This is a genomic window from Serratia sp. Tan611 (assembly GCF_905188235.1).
Lineage (GTDB): Bacteria > Pseudomonadota > Gammaproteobacteria > Enterobacterales > Enterobacteriaceae > Serratia_B > Serratia_B rhizosphaerae.
Map to the genome: position 1 here is coordinate 3589958 of NZ_LR994655.1, position 13622 is coordinate 3603579.

12 protein-coding genes are annotated in these 13622 nt (G+C 57.3%); 4 read left to right on the top strand and 8 right to left on the bottom strand.

Going from position 1 to position 13622, the window contains the following annotated elements:
• Positions 1-4: 4 nt before the first annotated feature.
• From TAN611_RS16980 to TAN611_RS17010, 7 genes are all read right to left on the bottom strand, one after another.
• A complete protein-coding gene (locus TAN611_RS16980) occupies positions 5-2020 on the bottom strand; it encodes a tRNA(Met) cytidine acetyltransferase TmcA (RefSeq protein WP_203066779.1) in 2016 nt (671 codons plus the stop codon).
• A 74-nt stretch (positions 2021-2094) separates the two neighbouring features.
• A complete protein-coding gene (locus TAN611_RS16985) occupies positions 2095-2958 on the bottom strand; it encodes a neutral zinc metallopeptidase (protein ID WP_111736657.1) in 864 nt (287 codons plus the stop codon).
• Between the two features lie 190 nt (positions 2959-3148).
• The gene (purC, locus tag TAN611_RS16990; protein WP_105232098.1) at positions 3149-3862 is read right to left on the bottom strand and encodes a phosphoribosylaminoimidazolesuccinocarboxamide synthase; all 714 of its coding nucleotides are present in this window, start codon (positions 3860-3862) and stop codon (positions 3149-3151) included.
• A 126-nt stretch (positions 3863-3988) separates the two neighbouring features.
• Positions 3989-5041 (bottom strand): outer membrane protein assembly factor BamC, encoded by a 1053-nt coding sequence (gene bamC / locus TAN611_RS16995; RefSeq protein ID WP_111736656.1) that lies wholly within the window; start codon positions 5039-5041, stop codon positions 3989-3991.
• 67 nt (positions 5042-5108) lie between these two features.
• Positions 5109-5996, bottom strand: a complete 888-nt coding sequence (dapA, locus tag TAN611_RS17000; protein WP_105232100.1) for a 4-hydroxy-tetrahydrodipicolinate synthase — start codon at positions 5994-5996, stop codon at positions 5109-5111.
• Positions 5997-6538: 542 nt separating this feature from the next.
• On the bottom strand, positions 6539-7282 hold the full coding sequence (locus TAN611_RS17005) for an ankyrin repeat domain-containing protein (RefSeq protein ID WP_203066780.1): 744 nt from the start codon (positions 7280-7282) through the stop codon (positions 6539-6541).
• The gene (locus tag TAN611_RS17010; RefSeq protein WP_203066781.1) at positions 7279-8754 is read right to left on the bottom strand and encodes a phospholipase; all 1476 of its coding nucleotides are present in this window, start codon (positions 8752-8754) and stop codon (positions 7279-7281) included. The genes TAN611_RS17005 and TAN611_RS17010 overlap by 4 nt, the downstream gene beginning before the upstream one ends.
• A gap of 464 nt (positions 8755-9218) precedes the next feature.
• On the opposite strand from TAN611_RS17010, the gene TAN611_RS17015 reads away from it, so the two are divergent.
• Positions 9219-9791, top strand: coding sequence for a glycine cleavage system transcriptional repressor (locus TAN611_RS17015; protein ID WP_105232101.1), 573 nt, complete (start codon positions 9219-9221; stop codon positions 9789-9791).
• A gap of 2 nt (positions 9792-9793) precedes the next feature.
• Positions 9794-10261, top strand: a complete 468-nt coding sequence (bcp, locus tag TAN611_RS17020) for a thioredoxin-dependent thiol peroxidase (RefSeq protein WP_105232102.1) — start codon at positions 9794-9796, stop codon at positions 10259-10261.
• Between the two features lie 111 nt (positions 10262-10372).
• Here bcp and TAN611_RS17025 read toward each other — a convergent pair whose 3' ends face one another.
• Entirely contained in the window at positions 10373-11443 is a 1071-nt protein-coding gene (locus TAN611_RS17025; RefSeq protein ID WP_105232103.1) for an AI-2E family transporter, read from the bottom strand.
• 354 nt (positions 11444-11797) lie between these two features.
• Here TAN611_RS17025 and TAN611_RS17030 point away from each other — a divergent pair, with 354 nt between their 5' ends.
• A complete protein-coding gene (locus TAN611_RS17030) occupies positions 11798-13234 on the top strand; it encodes a M48 family metallopeptidase (RefSeq protein WP_238404545.1) in 1437 nt (478 codons plus the stop codon).
• A gap of 18 nt (positions 13235-13252) precedes the next feature.
• Complete coding sequence (gene arsC / locus TAN611_RS17035) at positions 13253-13606, top strand: arsenate reductase (glutaredoxin) (protein ID WP_203066782.1); 354 nt, start codon at positions 13253-13255, stop codon at positions 13604-13606.
• Positions 13607-13622: the final 16 nt, after the last annotated feature.

The window sequence follows — 13622 nt, forward strand, 5'->3', positions numbered from 1 at the left end:
TTATTTATGGCCGGGCGGCGCTCCACTCACGCCAGCGGCGACAGTGCTGTTCATCCATCTGCGCCAACGCCTGAGCGGCTTCCTGCCGCCACTGGCGCAGCAACGCCTTCTGGCCGTTCACACGGCACTGCGTCACGCACTGCTCCACGGACAGCTGCTGCTGTAAGTGCGCGCGCAACGCCGGCAACGGCAACGTGCTGTGCAGCAGCAGACGCTGCAGCGCGCCAAGGCTGGCCTCCAGCGGTCGGTGGGCAAAGGCAAAGCCCGCCAGCTCACGCCAGTCATCTTCATTGAGCTGCGGATCGCCATCGTCGCCGGGGATCGCCAGCGTCAGCGCAATGCGCTGCTGCAGCCAGCGCCAGTCGCGCGCCAAGTGCTTACGCGCCGCCTGGCACAGCATTTCGCCCTGCTCGCTGAGCGGCAACAGCGCCATCACGCTGTAGCAGCCGCTGCTGGCCTCCGGCCGGCTGCCGATGCGCACCAACTCAAAGCCGCAGCCCTGCCAGAAGCGCCACAGCGGCTCGGTGTAGCCAAAGCTGACGGACAGGTAATCCAGCCCCTGCGCCTGCCGGCGCTGCTGCTCAATCAGCCGGCGGGCAATGCCCTGCCGGCGCAGCACCGGCAGCACCGCCACGCGGGTAATACGGCGCGACCGCAGGGTCGGCGCCCACCACTGGCCGCCGTGCGCCGCCAGCGACTGCGCCACCAGACTGCCGCGCGGACGCCGCCGTCCGGCCCACACCTCGTGAGCCAGCGCCGCGGGCAACCCGCCCTCTTCCGTCAGCCACAGCGCGCCCGCCACTTCGCCGTCCGCCTGCACGGCGGCGGCAAACTGCATACCCGGCGCATCCATCAGCCGCCGCAGATCAAGCGGCGAGGTACGGTAATGGGCGCTGGTGAGCAAGGCGTAAAAGCGCTGCAGCAGCGCGTCATCGCCACACAGCTGCGGCTGCGTCAGCGGGCGATAGCCGATCGTCTGGCCGGCCGTCTGCCAGGGCGGCAGTTCGTTAAACAGCAGTGCGTCATCAATAATCCGCTCCAGCGCGTCACCGGCCGCCCAGCGCATCGGCTGTTGCAGACTCAGACCCTGCCACTGCGGCAGCGAGGCGCAAAATTTCAGCAGAAAACCTCGACCGGTGCCTTCATAGCCCTGCACCGTGGTGGTCAGCAGAACCCGAGGGAAATAGGCAATCAGCTGTTGCAACAGCGGCGCGGGGATCGCCGCCGCCTCGTCAACCAGCAGCCAGTCGGCAACTGCGCTTCCCGGCTGCCGACAGTGCGCCAGCAGCGCGTCCGGCGCCCAGAACTGCGCGTTTCCCTGCGCCCACTGGCTGGCGACCTCGGTGGCCGCACGGCTGGGGCCGGTGATCCAGCAGCTCTGCGCCGAACGCTGCACCAGCATGCCCGCCAGCGTCGATTTACCCCGGCCACGCGGTGCGGTCAGCACCCAGATGCCGCGCTCGCTCGCCAGCAGCCGCGTCAGCAAAGCCTGCTGTTCAGCGGTGGGTTCGCCGTTCGGCGCCTGCCAGTCCGGCCTTGCCGGCAGCGGCGCCAGTTGCAACGGCTGGCCCTGCCGCCAGATGCTCACTTCGGCGTCCGCCGTCAGTCGCTGCTGTAAGTGCGTGATAAAATTCGGCGTGGCGATGGGCTGCGGGCTGTCGCTCCAGCGCAGGCTGTCGGCATCCGCGCGCTGCGGCCAGCTTTGCCACGGCGGCGTCAGCAGCAGCAGCCAACTGCCGGCGCGCAGTACGCCGGCCAGTTGGGCCAGCGCCTCGACGTCCAGCCCGTCGCCGGCGTCAAATACCGCATGCAGCCGCTCCTGCCCCAGCATAGTACGCACTTCGCCGTGGTTCAGCGCCTGTGCGCCGTGCGGCGCCTCACCGCCGCACCATGGCCAGTCACCAGGCATGGTGGCCATCAGCCGTTGTGCCTGCTGGCGACACCAGTCGGCATCGCCGCTTAATACCAACAGCCGGCGGATGCCCTGCCGCTGCATACGCTGTTGCATAGTCGGTAACATAAGTGTTCAGCCCGGAGATAAAAAATGCCGGCGCGTTTGCGCCGGCATGTCGGTCAATATTAAAAACGGCGTGCTCAACGGCTGGCGAAGGTGTTGCAGCTGTTCGGATCGCCGCTGTCGAAGCCCTGTTTAAACCAGGTGTAACGCTGTTCGGAAGTGCCGTGGGTGAAGCTGTCCGGTACTACGCGCCCCTGGCTCTGCTGCTGCAGACGGTCATCGCCGATCGCCTGCGCCGCATTCAGCGCCGCCTGCAGATCGCCCTCTTCCAGCATCTGCTGTTTCTCGGCGTACTTGCCCCACACGCCGGCGAAGCAGTCAGCCTGCAGCTCCATTTTCACCGACAGGCGGTTAACCTCGGCCTGGCTGGCGCCCTGCTGCATCTGCCGCACCTTCGGCTCAATGCCCAGCAGGTTCTGCACGTGGTGGCCCACTTCATGCGCTACCACATACGCCTGGGCGAAGTCGCCGCCGGCGCCCAGCTTATCTTTCATATCCTGATAGAACGACAGGTCGATATACACCGCTCTGTCGCCCGGGCAGTAAAACGGCCCCATCGCCGACTGGCCGGTGCCGCAGCGGGTAGACGTCACGCCGCGGTACATCACCAGCTTGGGCGGTTCGTAGGTTTTTCCCATCCGCTGGAATACTTCTTTCCAGTTATCTTCGGTGGAGGCCAGCACCACCGAGGTAAATTTCGCCAGTTCGTCATCTTTCGGACTGATGTTGGCGCTCTGCTGCTGCGTTTGCGGCGTCACATCGCCGCCGGTCAGCAGCGGCGACAGGTCAATACCGTAATAACCGGCGACCAACACCACCACCAGCAGCACAATGCCGCCCTTACCGCGGATCGGCGGACGGAAACCGCCGCCGCCCTGACCTGAAGATTGCCCGCGACGATCCTCAACATTGTCACTTTCCCGACGCCCTTGCCAACGCATAAGTAAACTCCAGATGAATTTTTTAATAATCGTAGGTAATTAGACGGCCGCCCGCAATAGCGAGTACGGTTTCGCCTGTCCTGCCAGTGACTACAGTATAAAGGTTTGCAACGGGGGGAAATGCAGAATTTTTCCGGAAATGGTGCTGAAATGACGGGACGCGCTTACCGCGTCCCGTTAGCGCGCGTAATTAATCCAGCGTTACGCCGATGCGGCGCGCCACTTCTTCATAGGCTTCGATCACGCCGCCCAGGCTCTGGCGGAAGCGATCTTTATCCATTTTATCCAGAGTGTTTTTGTCCCACAGACGGCTGCCGTCCGGTGAGAACTCGTCGCCCAGCACCACTTCGCCGTTGAACAGGCCAAACTCCAGCTTGAAGTCCACCAGGATCAGGCCGGCGTCGTCAAACAGCTTGCTCAGTACCTCGTTGGCGCGGTAGCTCAGCTCGCGCATACGCGCCAGGTGCTCTTTGCCGACCCAGCCGAAGGTTTCGCAGTAGGATTCGTTGACCATCGGGTCGTGCATCGCATCGTTTTTCAGGAATAGATCGAACAGCGGCGGGTTCAACTCCAGGCCTTCCTCAATGCCCAGACGCTTCACCAGCGAGCCGGCGGCGCGGTTGCGGATAACGCATTCGACCGGCACCATATCCAGCTTTTTCACCAGCACTTCATTATCCGACAGCAGGCGTTCCATCTGCGTCGGGATGCCGGCTTCTTCCAGCTTGCTCATGATAAAGTGGTTGAACTTGTTGTTCACCATCCCTTTGCGATCGAATTGCTCAATGCGCTGACCATCCAGTGCTGACGTATCGTTACGGAATTCCAGCACCAACAGATCCGGATTTTCAGTGGTGTAGACCGTTTTTGCCTTGCCGCGATACAACTCAGCTAGCTTTTGCATCTTACTTACTCCAATAAAGAATAGTTCTAAAAAAATGCCTCAACGCACGGGCCTCTATTGTGCCAAAACTGCGACGCAAACGATACCGTATCAACAAAACAAAAAGGGGCCGTAGCCCCTTTTCGATTATTTTGCGCTGGTTTGACTAAACGCAGACTGGAATACCGACACCAGCGCGTCGTTCTGCGACTGGGTCAGCGGTTTCCCTTTGGTAGCAATAAACTGCAGGCTGGTGCGGTTGTTCAGATCCCCGACCTGCAGCTTGTAATCGCCTTCGGTCAGTTCTGGATCCTTCACGCCCAGCGCATCCCAGTCGCTGCTGCTCAGGGATTTGTAGGTCACGGCCACGGTGCCCTGCGGACGGCTGCGGTCGCCCACGCTCATGCCGACTTTTTCCAGCGCCGGCGGCAGACGGTCCCACACCACGGTGTACGGCGCACGCACGATCAGCACCGGCAGGCCGGTATCATCAGCGCCGCTCTGTACGTCCAGCGCGCCTGCTCGATTGGCGGTCTGGGCGTTAGCCAGGTTGTCCTGCTTGTCCAGCCCTTCCACCAGAGTGTTCATCATCATGCCGTTATAGCGCTGCACGTCAGACGGGTCGGTAACCTGTTCGGTTTTCCCCTGCTGCTGCAGGCCGACGCTTTTCACCACCAGCGCCTGCTGGTAACCCTGCTGCTGCACGCTGATCTGATAGCGGCCTTCGTACTGGTTGTCTTCATCCAGGCGGTTCCACTTCACCCAGTCGGTGGTCAACGTCTGAGCGGCGTCCTGACGGGAAGCGATGCTGATGTTTTTCGCCTGCAGTTGGCTGACCACGCGCGACCACAGATTCTGGTTTTGCGGGCTGTTCTCCAGCAGCAGCGTGCCGCTGTCGCCGGCGTACTGCGCGCGTGAACCGCTCAACAGGGCCAGAGGCTGCACCGGCGGACGAATGTCCAGCTGCTTGCCGACCAGGCCTTTGGCGGCGGTCTGCGGTACATCGTAGTTGCCATTTTGCACCGGCAGAATCATGCCGGCAGGCGCGTTCAGCGCTTTGAGCGGTGCCGAGTCGAGATAAGCCTCGTCGCCGCTAACCTGACGTTTGTAACGCTGATCGCTGGAACAGGCCGCCAGCATCATCACCAGGGAGATGCCGACAACTTTTGCCACCGTCGACTTTTGCAATGAATAAGCCATCAAATTTCCTTTAAGAGTTTCATCCCGTGCACCCTCGGCCGCAGCGTTTTACCGCGGCATCACGCACTCAGGGTTCAAGCAAACCGGCGCTTTTCAGCGCACGCTCAACAATCGGGCGGGCGGCGTCAGCCAGCGGCGTCATCGGCAGACGCATGGTGTCGTTGGCAATCAGGCCAAGCGCCTTGCAGGCCCACTTCACCGGAATCGGGTTCGCTTCGACAAACAGGTCCTGATGCAGCGGCATCAGGCGCTGGTTCAAACGGCGCGCGGCGGCGAAATCGCCCTGCGCGGCCAGCTGACAAAGCTGCGCCATGTCACGCGCGGCGATGTTGGCCGTCACGGATATTACCCCTTTACCGCCCAGTTGCATAAAGTCCAGACCGCTGGCGTCGTCGCCGCTCAGCAGAATGAAATCTTCATCATCAACCAGCAGTTGGATCTGACTAACGCGGCTTAAGTTCCCCGTCGCCTCTTTAATTGCGACAATATTTTTAATTTTGGCCAGCCGCGCCACGGTCGCCGGCAGCATATCGCAGCCGGTACGAGACGGTACGTTATACAGGATTTGCGGCAGATCGGTGCTGTCGGCAATCGCCTTGAAGTGCTGGAACAGCCCTTCCTGCGTCGGTTTGTTGTAATAAGGCGTCACCGTCAGGCAGCCTGCAACGCCGCTGCCGTTGAAACGCTGGGTCAGGGCGATCGCCTCGGCGGTGGCGTTGGCGCCGGTGCCGGCGATCACCGGAATGCGGCCGTCGGCCAGTTCCAGCGTCTGCAGGACCACGTCCACATGCTCATCATGGGCAAGCGTTGCCGACTCGCCAGTCGTCCCGACGGAAACAATTGCCGACGTCCCGGCGGCAACATGGTAATCAATCAGTTTTTTTAGGCTCGCACGATCGACGGCGCCCGCGTCGTCCATCGGCGTAACCAGCGCAACTATACTTCCCGTAAACATTGGCCGTCCCCTCCACAAACAAGTCACCCATGGTTCTTTTTTTTGTCAATACAACACCATGACTTAAATACGAAAATAAAAATCATCGCCCAAAAATTGACCACGCCGTGAGAAAACATACCCATAGCATCACCGAATTGTATCAGCGTTTAACTACAACCGCAGCAGTTCAATTACACATAATCGTCAAGCGCAACGTGCTCATAAGCGGCGTTAACGCGCCCTCTCCGCGCCCCCTGACTGGACGGATCTTGTTGGTGCCAGACTCTTTGGGTTGGGTAATCCCTCCCGGAACAGACCGAAGCAACAGCACGCCGGACTGATTTTGTATGCAAGCGGGGTCAAAAAAAGCCTCATATCGATCGCTTGCCGGAGGCAAAACGTGTACCACACGTCGAGAACGTGGACCGGCAGATACTCACTTCATCACGTTGATTTTACCATCATGCCTGACGCGTAATAGATACGAACGGGCGGGATTCTCCCCCCAGTTCTTTTTTTCTACTGGAGAATTATCGCGGCCTGTCCATAAAAAGAATAAATTAATGGTTAGCATCCATTTTTTCTTTTATTTTTATAAGTTCCTTTATATACGTATTAGCCTTATCGCCTTTTTCTATCTCTGCCGAAATCAATGAAGAAAAGCTATCACCAAAATTATCTTTCATTGATGGATCCGCACCATTATCCAATAACACCTCAATATGCTCTATCTTGCTGTTATATAATGAATTTATTAGCGGAGTTCTATTCATACGTCCTTTGATGTTAACGTTAGCGCCATATTTAATCAGTGTTTTTAATGTTTCCGTATTAGGTGCTTGTAAACTTTTAAATATAATGGGTTGATTATTTACTTTATCTCTTGCATTAGGCGATAAACCAGCCTCCAGCATGGCTTGAATCCAGACCCCTTTGTTAGCTTTCATAACAAATTCAACCGGACTGCTTTTTCCCGCAGGTCTGGGTTGTAATGGATCCGCTCCAGCCTTAATTAGGTCTGTGATAATCTGGAGTCTTTCTGGTGTAGCATTATCATAAATTGCGTTATTTATTGCCCAAAAGAGCAACGTTATTTCAGCCTTAGCCGGACGATTCAGGTCATCTTCACTCACTGTCGGCAACACTTTGTCGAGTCTCCGCTCATCACCATCATAAATAGTTTTAGCGATTTCCAACTGTGTACCCTTAAAATAATCCTGCGGTTGTAAATCCATATCTTCCTTACACCCCTGAATAATGAATATCGAGCATAACAATGTGATAGCGATAATGATTTTTTTCATATTCTCCCCCGAATGATCGCTATATCATCGTCTTTTTCAGACTCGATGCAGTTTATTGCCTGATCGATACCATGCTTGTCCAATAATGAGCCCGTACCGCCCGGTAGAGTATGTTTGACACCCACGGCATCAGGCGCCAGCATGGATACCTCTTCCTTAAGCACTACGGCTTGAGGATAGAAGTAAACACTTTTCGCATCTTCCCACAAATCAACCTCTTGTACTTTTGTTAAAAGTTCACCTTCAACACGGTATGCTTGTATGTTTTTTTCACTGCCTACGGCTGTGCCGCCATATTTTTCTACTGTGCCGGAGTTCAATCCCGCTGCATTAAATGTCCAAGCTGATTTTCCGCTGGCAATCGATGCTGCTGATGCCATGCCGCCACCAAGGGAATGCCCCGAAATATCGACATCCCCTTTAATTCCCTTACCTATATTTACTGCTTTTTGGTAATAGTCTGAATAAAATCCCAAACCTTGCGAGCCATTATTATCCCAGTCATTGACATTTTTAATCCCTGATAAATCTCTTTTGAGTAATACATTTTTTGTAGCATTACCTATTCCTTCAGGAAACTCTGGCGCGCGTGACCCCCTAAATACCACTGTCGGATTCATTGCCTTACCAAATACATTTTCGTCCGGCTGGTAGACACGGGCTAAAAAACCAGGGGAACCCTCGTCGTCATAGAGCATATCTTTGCTCAATCCAATTTTGTCTAATGCAATATCATCGTTGCTAATATCTTTCCATCCCTCAGGCACACCAGGAGTTTCCACCAAGGGATTTGTCGTCTTATAAACATTCTCGGCTAACTTCGCTTTTTCTACCGCCACGTTGTTCTGAGCCAGCCGTTGCGCAGCGATACGTGCGTCCGGGTAAATACTGCGATTTCCTCGCGCAATCAGGGACTGCCGCTCTTGCCAACGTTCCGCCTTGGTCATCGGCCGCATTGCTTTCGCTGTAGCGACAACGGCTGCGGCCGCTGTTGCTATAGCCTGCTGCAGCGGCGGCTTACGGGTTATATTCTGATTCGGTGGCAAGATCGTTGGTCTGGCACGATGACCATAGCGTTTCACCATCGTCTCATAGCGCGATATCACCCGTTCAACGGGATATAGAATCGGCAGATAACTACCAGGATAACGTCGTAACCGCCCCTCCTCATCAACGTAGAAGACCTGTTTAGACGGCGACCAAGTGCCCCCCCCTTCACCAATCGCCACCAACTCACCATGATTGAGGTCATCGAATACGATACGCTTCATGGTAGTGTCTTCTTTATATCCCGTGACACCGATGCCCGACTGGGTATTACGGACAACGCGATACTGGCTGCATATAGACATCCCGGCAGCCCCGCCAAACAGGTAATCGCGGTCCAGCTCATAATGAGCCATCGAAGGACTAAGTATCCTAGGAAAGTCATCCGGGGACATGTTCTCAAATGATAGAAAAATCAGTCTCATACCCTATTTTATCTCTGCTTTGATGGGTGTACTGTTGGCTACATCGATGTAGTTTCATTATGATAAGTTAATCTTATCACTTCTTTTTTACCAGCCAGCATGCGGCCATATTTGGTCTGAATGTTTGACAACCGACGTCAATCAATATAGTCAGATACGTATCCTCCCCCATAGCGGTTGCCATACCGGCCATAAAATTCAACTCAGGTTCGCATCACGCAATGCGATAAAATATTTAGCATGGGAAAACCAGGTGATTATTTGCGCAGGGCTGCGAGCACGGGCAAAAAACATAGTCTGCGTTATAAATTAGGAACACACGGTGCGTCTAACCAAAAGCAAGCAAACAACGGCGTTGTAAGCGCTTGGCAGGCGGTTTTTTTTATGTTTACCATGGTATACCCAAAATACGCGGCGTTGTATCCGCCGGCACGCGTATTCCATTGAGCACAACAGGAAGCCCCATGTCGCCACAGTCCGCTGAACACTATCTGGTGATTACCGCTCTCGGCGCCGACCGACCCGGTATCGTCAACACCATCACCCGCCACGTCAGTAGCTGCGGGTGCAATATCGAAGATAGCCGTCTGGCCATGTTGGGCGAAGAATTCACCTTTATTATGCTGCTGTCCGGCAGTTGGAACGCCATTACGCTGATCGAGTCGACCCTGCCGCAGAAAGGCGCCGAGCTTGAGCTGCTGATTGTGATGAAACGCACAAATTCGCACGAACGCCCGCCGATGCCGGCCACGGTCTGGGTGCAGGTGGAGGTGCAGGACTCGCCGCATATCATCGAGCGCTTTACCGACCTGTTCGACTCCAGCCAGATGAATATCGCCGAGCTGGTGTCGCGCACCCAGCCCGCCGAAGGCGATCGGCCGCCGCAGCTGTATATTCAGATTACCGCGCACAGCCCCGGCAAGGCGGATGCGTTAAATATTGAGCAAGCCTTCCATCGCCTATGTACAGAATTGAATGCGCAAGGCAGTATTAACGTTGTGAACTATCCACAGCATGATGAGAGAGATGGAGAGTAGTGATGAGCCCATTGAAAGCCGGTGATACAGCGCCGAAATTTAGTTTGCCTGACCAGGACGGTGAGGAAATTAGTTTGGCCGACTTCCAGGGACAGAAGGTTTTGGTTTATTTCTACCCGAAGGCCATGACGCCCGGTTGTACCGTGCAGGCCTGCGGTCTGCGCGACAACATGGATCAGCTGAAGCAGGTCGGCGTTGAAGTGCTGGGCATCAGCACCGACAAGCCGGAGAAGCTGTCCCGCTTTGCCGAGAAAGAGCTGCTGAACTTTACGCTGCTGTCTGATGAAAACCATCAGGTTGCCGAGCAGTTCGGCGTGTGGGGAGAGAAAACCTTTATGGGTAAAACCTATGACGGCATCCACCGCATCAGCTTCTTGATCGGCGCGGACGGCAAGGTGGAGAAAGTGTTCGACAGCTTTAAGACCACCAACCACCACGATATCGTGCTGGAGTATCTGCAGGCGCACTGAGTCTCACCGCCCTGATAACGCCAAAGGCCCCGGTTTCCGGGGCCTTTGCTTTATGGCAACGTCGTCTGGCGGCCCGAGATAGCCGGGCCTGGCGTAACGAGGAGCGCAAGATTATTCGCTGTCGCGCTCGACCAGCATTTCATCCGGCCAGGCGTGGATCACCGCTTTTACCAGGGTAGCCAGCGGGATGGCGAAGAACACGCCCCAGAACCCCCACAGCCCGCCGAAAATAATCACCGCCAGAATAATCAGCAGCGGGTGCAGGTTGACCGCCTCCGAGAACAAAATCGGCACCAGCAGGTTGCCGTCCAGCCCCTGCACCACCAGATAGGCGATAATCAGCGTCCAGAAATCCGCGCCGACGCCCCATTGGAACATCGCCACCACCACCACCGGAATGGTGACCAGCACCGCGCCGATGTAGGGGATCAGCACCGAGAAACCGACCAGAACCGCCAGCAGCAGCGAGTAGCGCATGCCCAGCACTAGGAACACCAGATAGGTCGCCACGCCGACGATCACCATCTCCAGCACCTTGCCGCGGATATAGTTGGTGATCTGCTGATTCATCTCCGCCCACACCTGGCCTGCCAGCCCGCGATCGCGCGGCAGAATGCGGCGCACGCCGTTCAGCAGCTGCTCTTTGTCCTTCAGCAGGAAGAACATCATCATCGGCACCAGAATCAGATAGATCGCCAGCGTCAGCAGCCCCACCAGCGACGCCAGCGAGAACTTGACCACCGACTCGCCGACGCCGGACAGGCGGCTGCGCAGGTTCTCCGCCATCATATCGATGATGCCGGCGTCCACCAGCGCCGGGTAGCGCTTCGGCAGCGTCGCGGCAAAATTGTAGAACTGATTCACCATGCCCGGCAGGTCGGTCATCAGGTTCATGCCCTGCTGCCAGGCGGTCGGAGCCACCACAAACACCAGCAGCATGGCGATGCCGGCGAACACCAGCAGCATAAGGCTCGCCGCCCAGCTGCGGGAGCAGCCGATACGCTGCAGACGCGCGGTCGGCCACTCCAGCAGATAAGCCAGCACGATCGCCACCAGCAGCGGCGTCAGAATGCCATGCAGAAAATAGAGAATGCAGAATCCGGCGACCAGTATCACCAGCAGGGCGATCGCCTGCGGGTCGGTGAAACGACGTCGGTACCACTGTAATAACATCTCCAACATCAGAGATTGCTCCTTGGGTCCATAACAGAGGAATCGTTGGCTGCCGTTCCGTAGCAGCGCAGCGGGAAAACAGAGTTCTTGTTGTAACACAATCTTCGCCCTGATTTCCTCGGGCAAAGGTTTCATTACGGCCTGCGGCTGTCTATGATGTGATGGGTCGGCGCCGCGCGCTCTGCCGCCATTTTTGTGAGTTGGCTCACTTGCGCGCTGATTGTACTGGAGAGTTCGCCACGGAAGAAGAACTCTTGTGCGCGAGCAGCAGAACTCTTGCGCCTGATAAACGTCCTAGTTAATACGATATGACGAGGGATACCCCTGACTATGACCACCCGGTTGACCAAACAAGCAATCGCCATGCTGCTGCTTGGCACGCTCAATGCGAGCGCCATTGCCCCCGCCATGGCGGCCAATCAGGACCAACTGCCGGATATGGGCACCACCGCCGGCGGCACGCTGAGCATCGGTCAGGAAATGGCGATGGGCGACTTTTACGTCCGTCAGTTGCGCGCCAGCGCGCCGCTGGTCAATGACCCGCTGTTAAGCACCTACATCAACCAACTGGGCAACCGGCTGGTGGCCAACGCCTATTCGGTGCGTACGCCGTTCCATTTCTTCCTGGTGCGCAACGACGAAATCAACGCCTTCGCCTTCTTCGGCGGCAACGTGGTGCTGCACACGGCGCTATTCCGTGAAACCGACAATGAGAGCCAGCTCGCCTCGGTGCTGGCGCACGAAATTTCGCACGTCACGCAGCGCCACCTGGCGCGCGCGATGGAAGACCAACAGCGCAACGCCCCGCTGACCTGGGTCGGCGCGCTGGGCTCCATTTTGCTGGCGATGGCCAACCCGACCATGGGCATGGCGGCGCTGAGCGGCACCATGGCCGGCACCCAGCAGGGGATGATCAGCTTTACCCAATCCAACGAGCAGGAGGCCGACCGCATCGGCATTCAGGTGCTGCAGCGCGCCGGTTTCGATCCGGAAGCGATGCCTAACTTCCTGCAGAAACTGGCCGATCAGTCGCGCTATGCCTCTAAACCGCCGGAAATGCTGCTGACGCACCCGCTGCCGGACAGCCGCCTTTCCGACGCCCGCAACCGCGCCAACCAGATGGCGCGGCGCATTACCCAGTCCACTCAGGACTACTATATGGCCAAGGTGCGCGCACTCGGCATGTACAGTTCCACCGGCTACGGCCTGACGGAGGACGTGCTCGGCGCCTACGAAAAAGGCAATGTCCGCCAGCAGACCGCCGCCAAGTACGGCCGCGCCATCCTGTTCTACGAAGCGAAAAAGTACGATGCCGCACGCCGGCTGATCCAGCCGCTGCTGGACAAAGAGCGCGACAACGTGTGGTTCCTGGATCTGATGACCGATATCGATCTGGGGCAAAAGCGCGCCGCCCAGGCGATTGCCCGTCTGCAGGCCGCCAACGCGGCGCAGAGCAACAATCCGGTGCTGCAGCTTAACCTGGCTAACGCCTATGTCGAAGGCAACCAGCCGGCGCAGGCGTCGAAAATTCTCAACCGCTATACCTTCGCCCACCCCGACGATCCCAACGGCTGGGATCTGCTGGCGCAGGCCAGCGCGGCGCAGGGGCTGCGAGATGAAGAGCTGTCCGCCCGCGCCGAAAGTCTGGCGCTGGGCGGGCGTCTCGATCAGGCTATCGGCCTGCTGAGCAACGCCAGCGCCCTGCAAAAACTCGGCAGCCTGAAACAGGCGCGCTATGATGCGCGTATCGATCAACTCCGTCAGCTGCAGCAACGTTTCCGTCAATACCAGCGCAGCTGATTTTTAAGGAAGAAACAGATGAAAAACGTCACCATTTACCACAACCCGCGCTGCTCCAAAAGCCGTGAAACGCTGGCCCTGCTGGAGCAGTACGGCGTCCAGCCCGACGTGGTGCTGTATCTGGAGACCCCGCCCTCGGTCACGCAGTTAACCACGCTGCTGCAACAGCTGGGGTTCAGCTCCGCCCGCGAGCTGATGCGTAAGAAGGAAGATCTCTACAAATCGCTTAATCTGGCGGATGACAGCCTGAGCGAACAGCAACTGCTGCAGGCAATGGTGGAAAACCCGAAACTGATCGAACGTCCGATCGTGGTTAAAGGCAAGCAGGCGCGCATCGGCCGGCCGCCGGAGCAGGTGCTGGACATTCTGTAAGGGATGCGGGGCCGGC

What these genes read in the sequence shown, in the direction of transcription:
- TAN611_RS16980 (WP_203066779.1), bottom strand. Translation starts at nt 2,020, where the DNA reads ATGTTACCGACTATGCAACAGCGTATGCAGCGGCAGGGCATCCGCCGG.
- TAN611_RS16985 (WP_111736657.1), bottom strand. Translation starts at nt 2,958, where the DNA reads ATGCGTTGGCAAGGGCGTCGGGAAAGTGACAATGTTGAGGATCGTCGC.
- purC (WP_105232098.1), bottom strand. Translation starts at nt 3,862, where the DNA reads ATGCAAAAGCTAGCTGAGTTGTATCGCGGCAAGGCAAAAACGGTCTAC.
- bamC (WP_111736656.1), bottom strand. Translation starts at nt 5,041, where the DNA reads ATGGCTTATTCATTGCAAAAGTCGACGGTGGCAAAAGTTGTCGGCATC.
- dapA (WP_105232100.1), bottom strand. Translation starts at nt 5,996, where the DNA reads ATGTTTACGGGAAGTATAGTTGCGCTGGTTACGCCGATGGACGACGCG.
- TAN611_RS17005 (WP_203066780.1), bottom strand. Translation starts at nt 7,282, where the DNA reads ATGAAAAAAATCATTATCGCTATCACATTGTTATGCTCGATATTCATT.
- TAN611_RS17010 (WP_203066781.1), bottom strand. Translation starts at nt 8,754, where the DNA reads ATGAGACTGATTTTTCTATCATTTGAGAACATGTCCCCGGATGACTTT.
- TAN611_RS17015 (WP_105232101.1), top strand. Translation starts at nt 9,219, where the DNA reads ATGTCGCCACAGTCCGCTGAACACTATCTGGTGATTACCGCTCTCGGC.
- bcp (WP_105232102.1), top strand. Translation starts at nt 9,794, where the DNA reads ATGAGCCCATTGAAAGCCGGTGATACAGCGCCGAAATTTAGTTTGCCT.
- TAN611_RS17025 (WP_105232103.1), bottom strand. Translation starts at nt 11,443, where the DNA reads ATGTTGGAGATGTTATTACAGTGGTACCGACGTCGTTTCACCGACCCG.
- TAN611_RS17030 (WP_238404545.1), top strand. Translation starts at nt 11,798, where the DNA reads ATGCTGCTGCTTGGCACGCTCAATGCGAGCGCCATTGCCCCCGCCATG.
- arsC (WP_203066782.1), top strand. Translation starts at nt 13,253, where the DNA reads ATGAAAAACGTCACCATTTACCACAACCCGCGCTGCTCCAAAAGCCGT.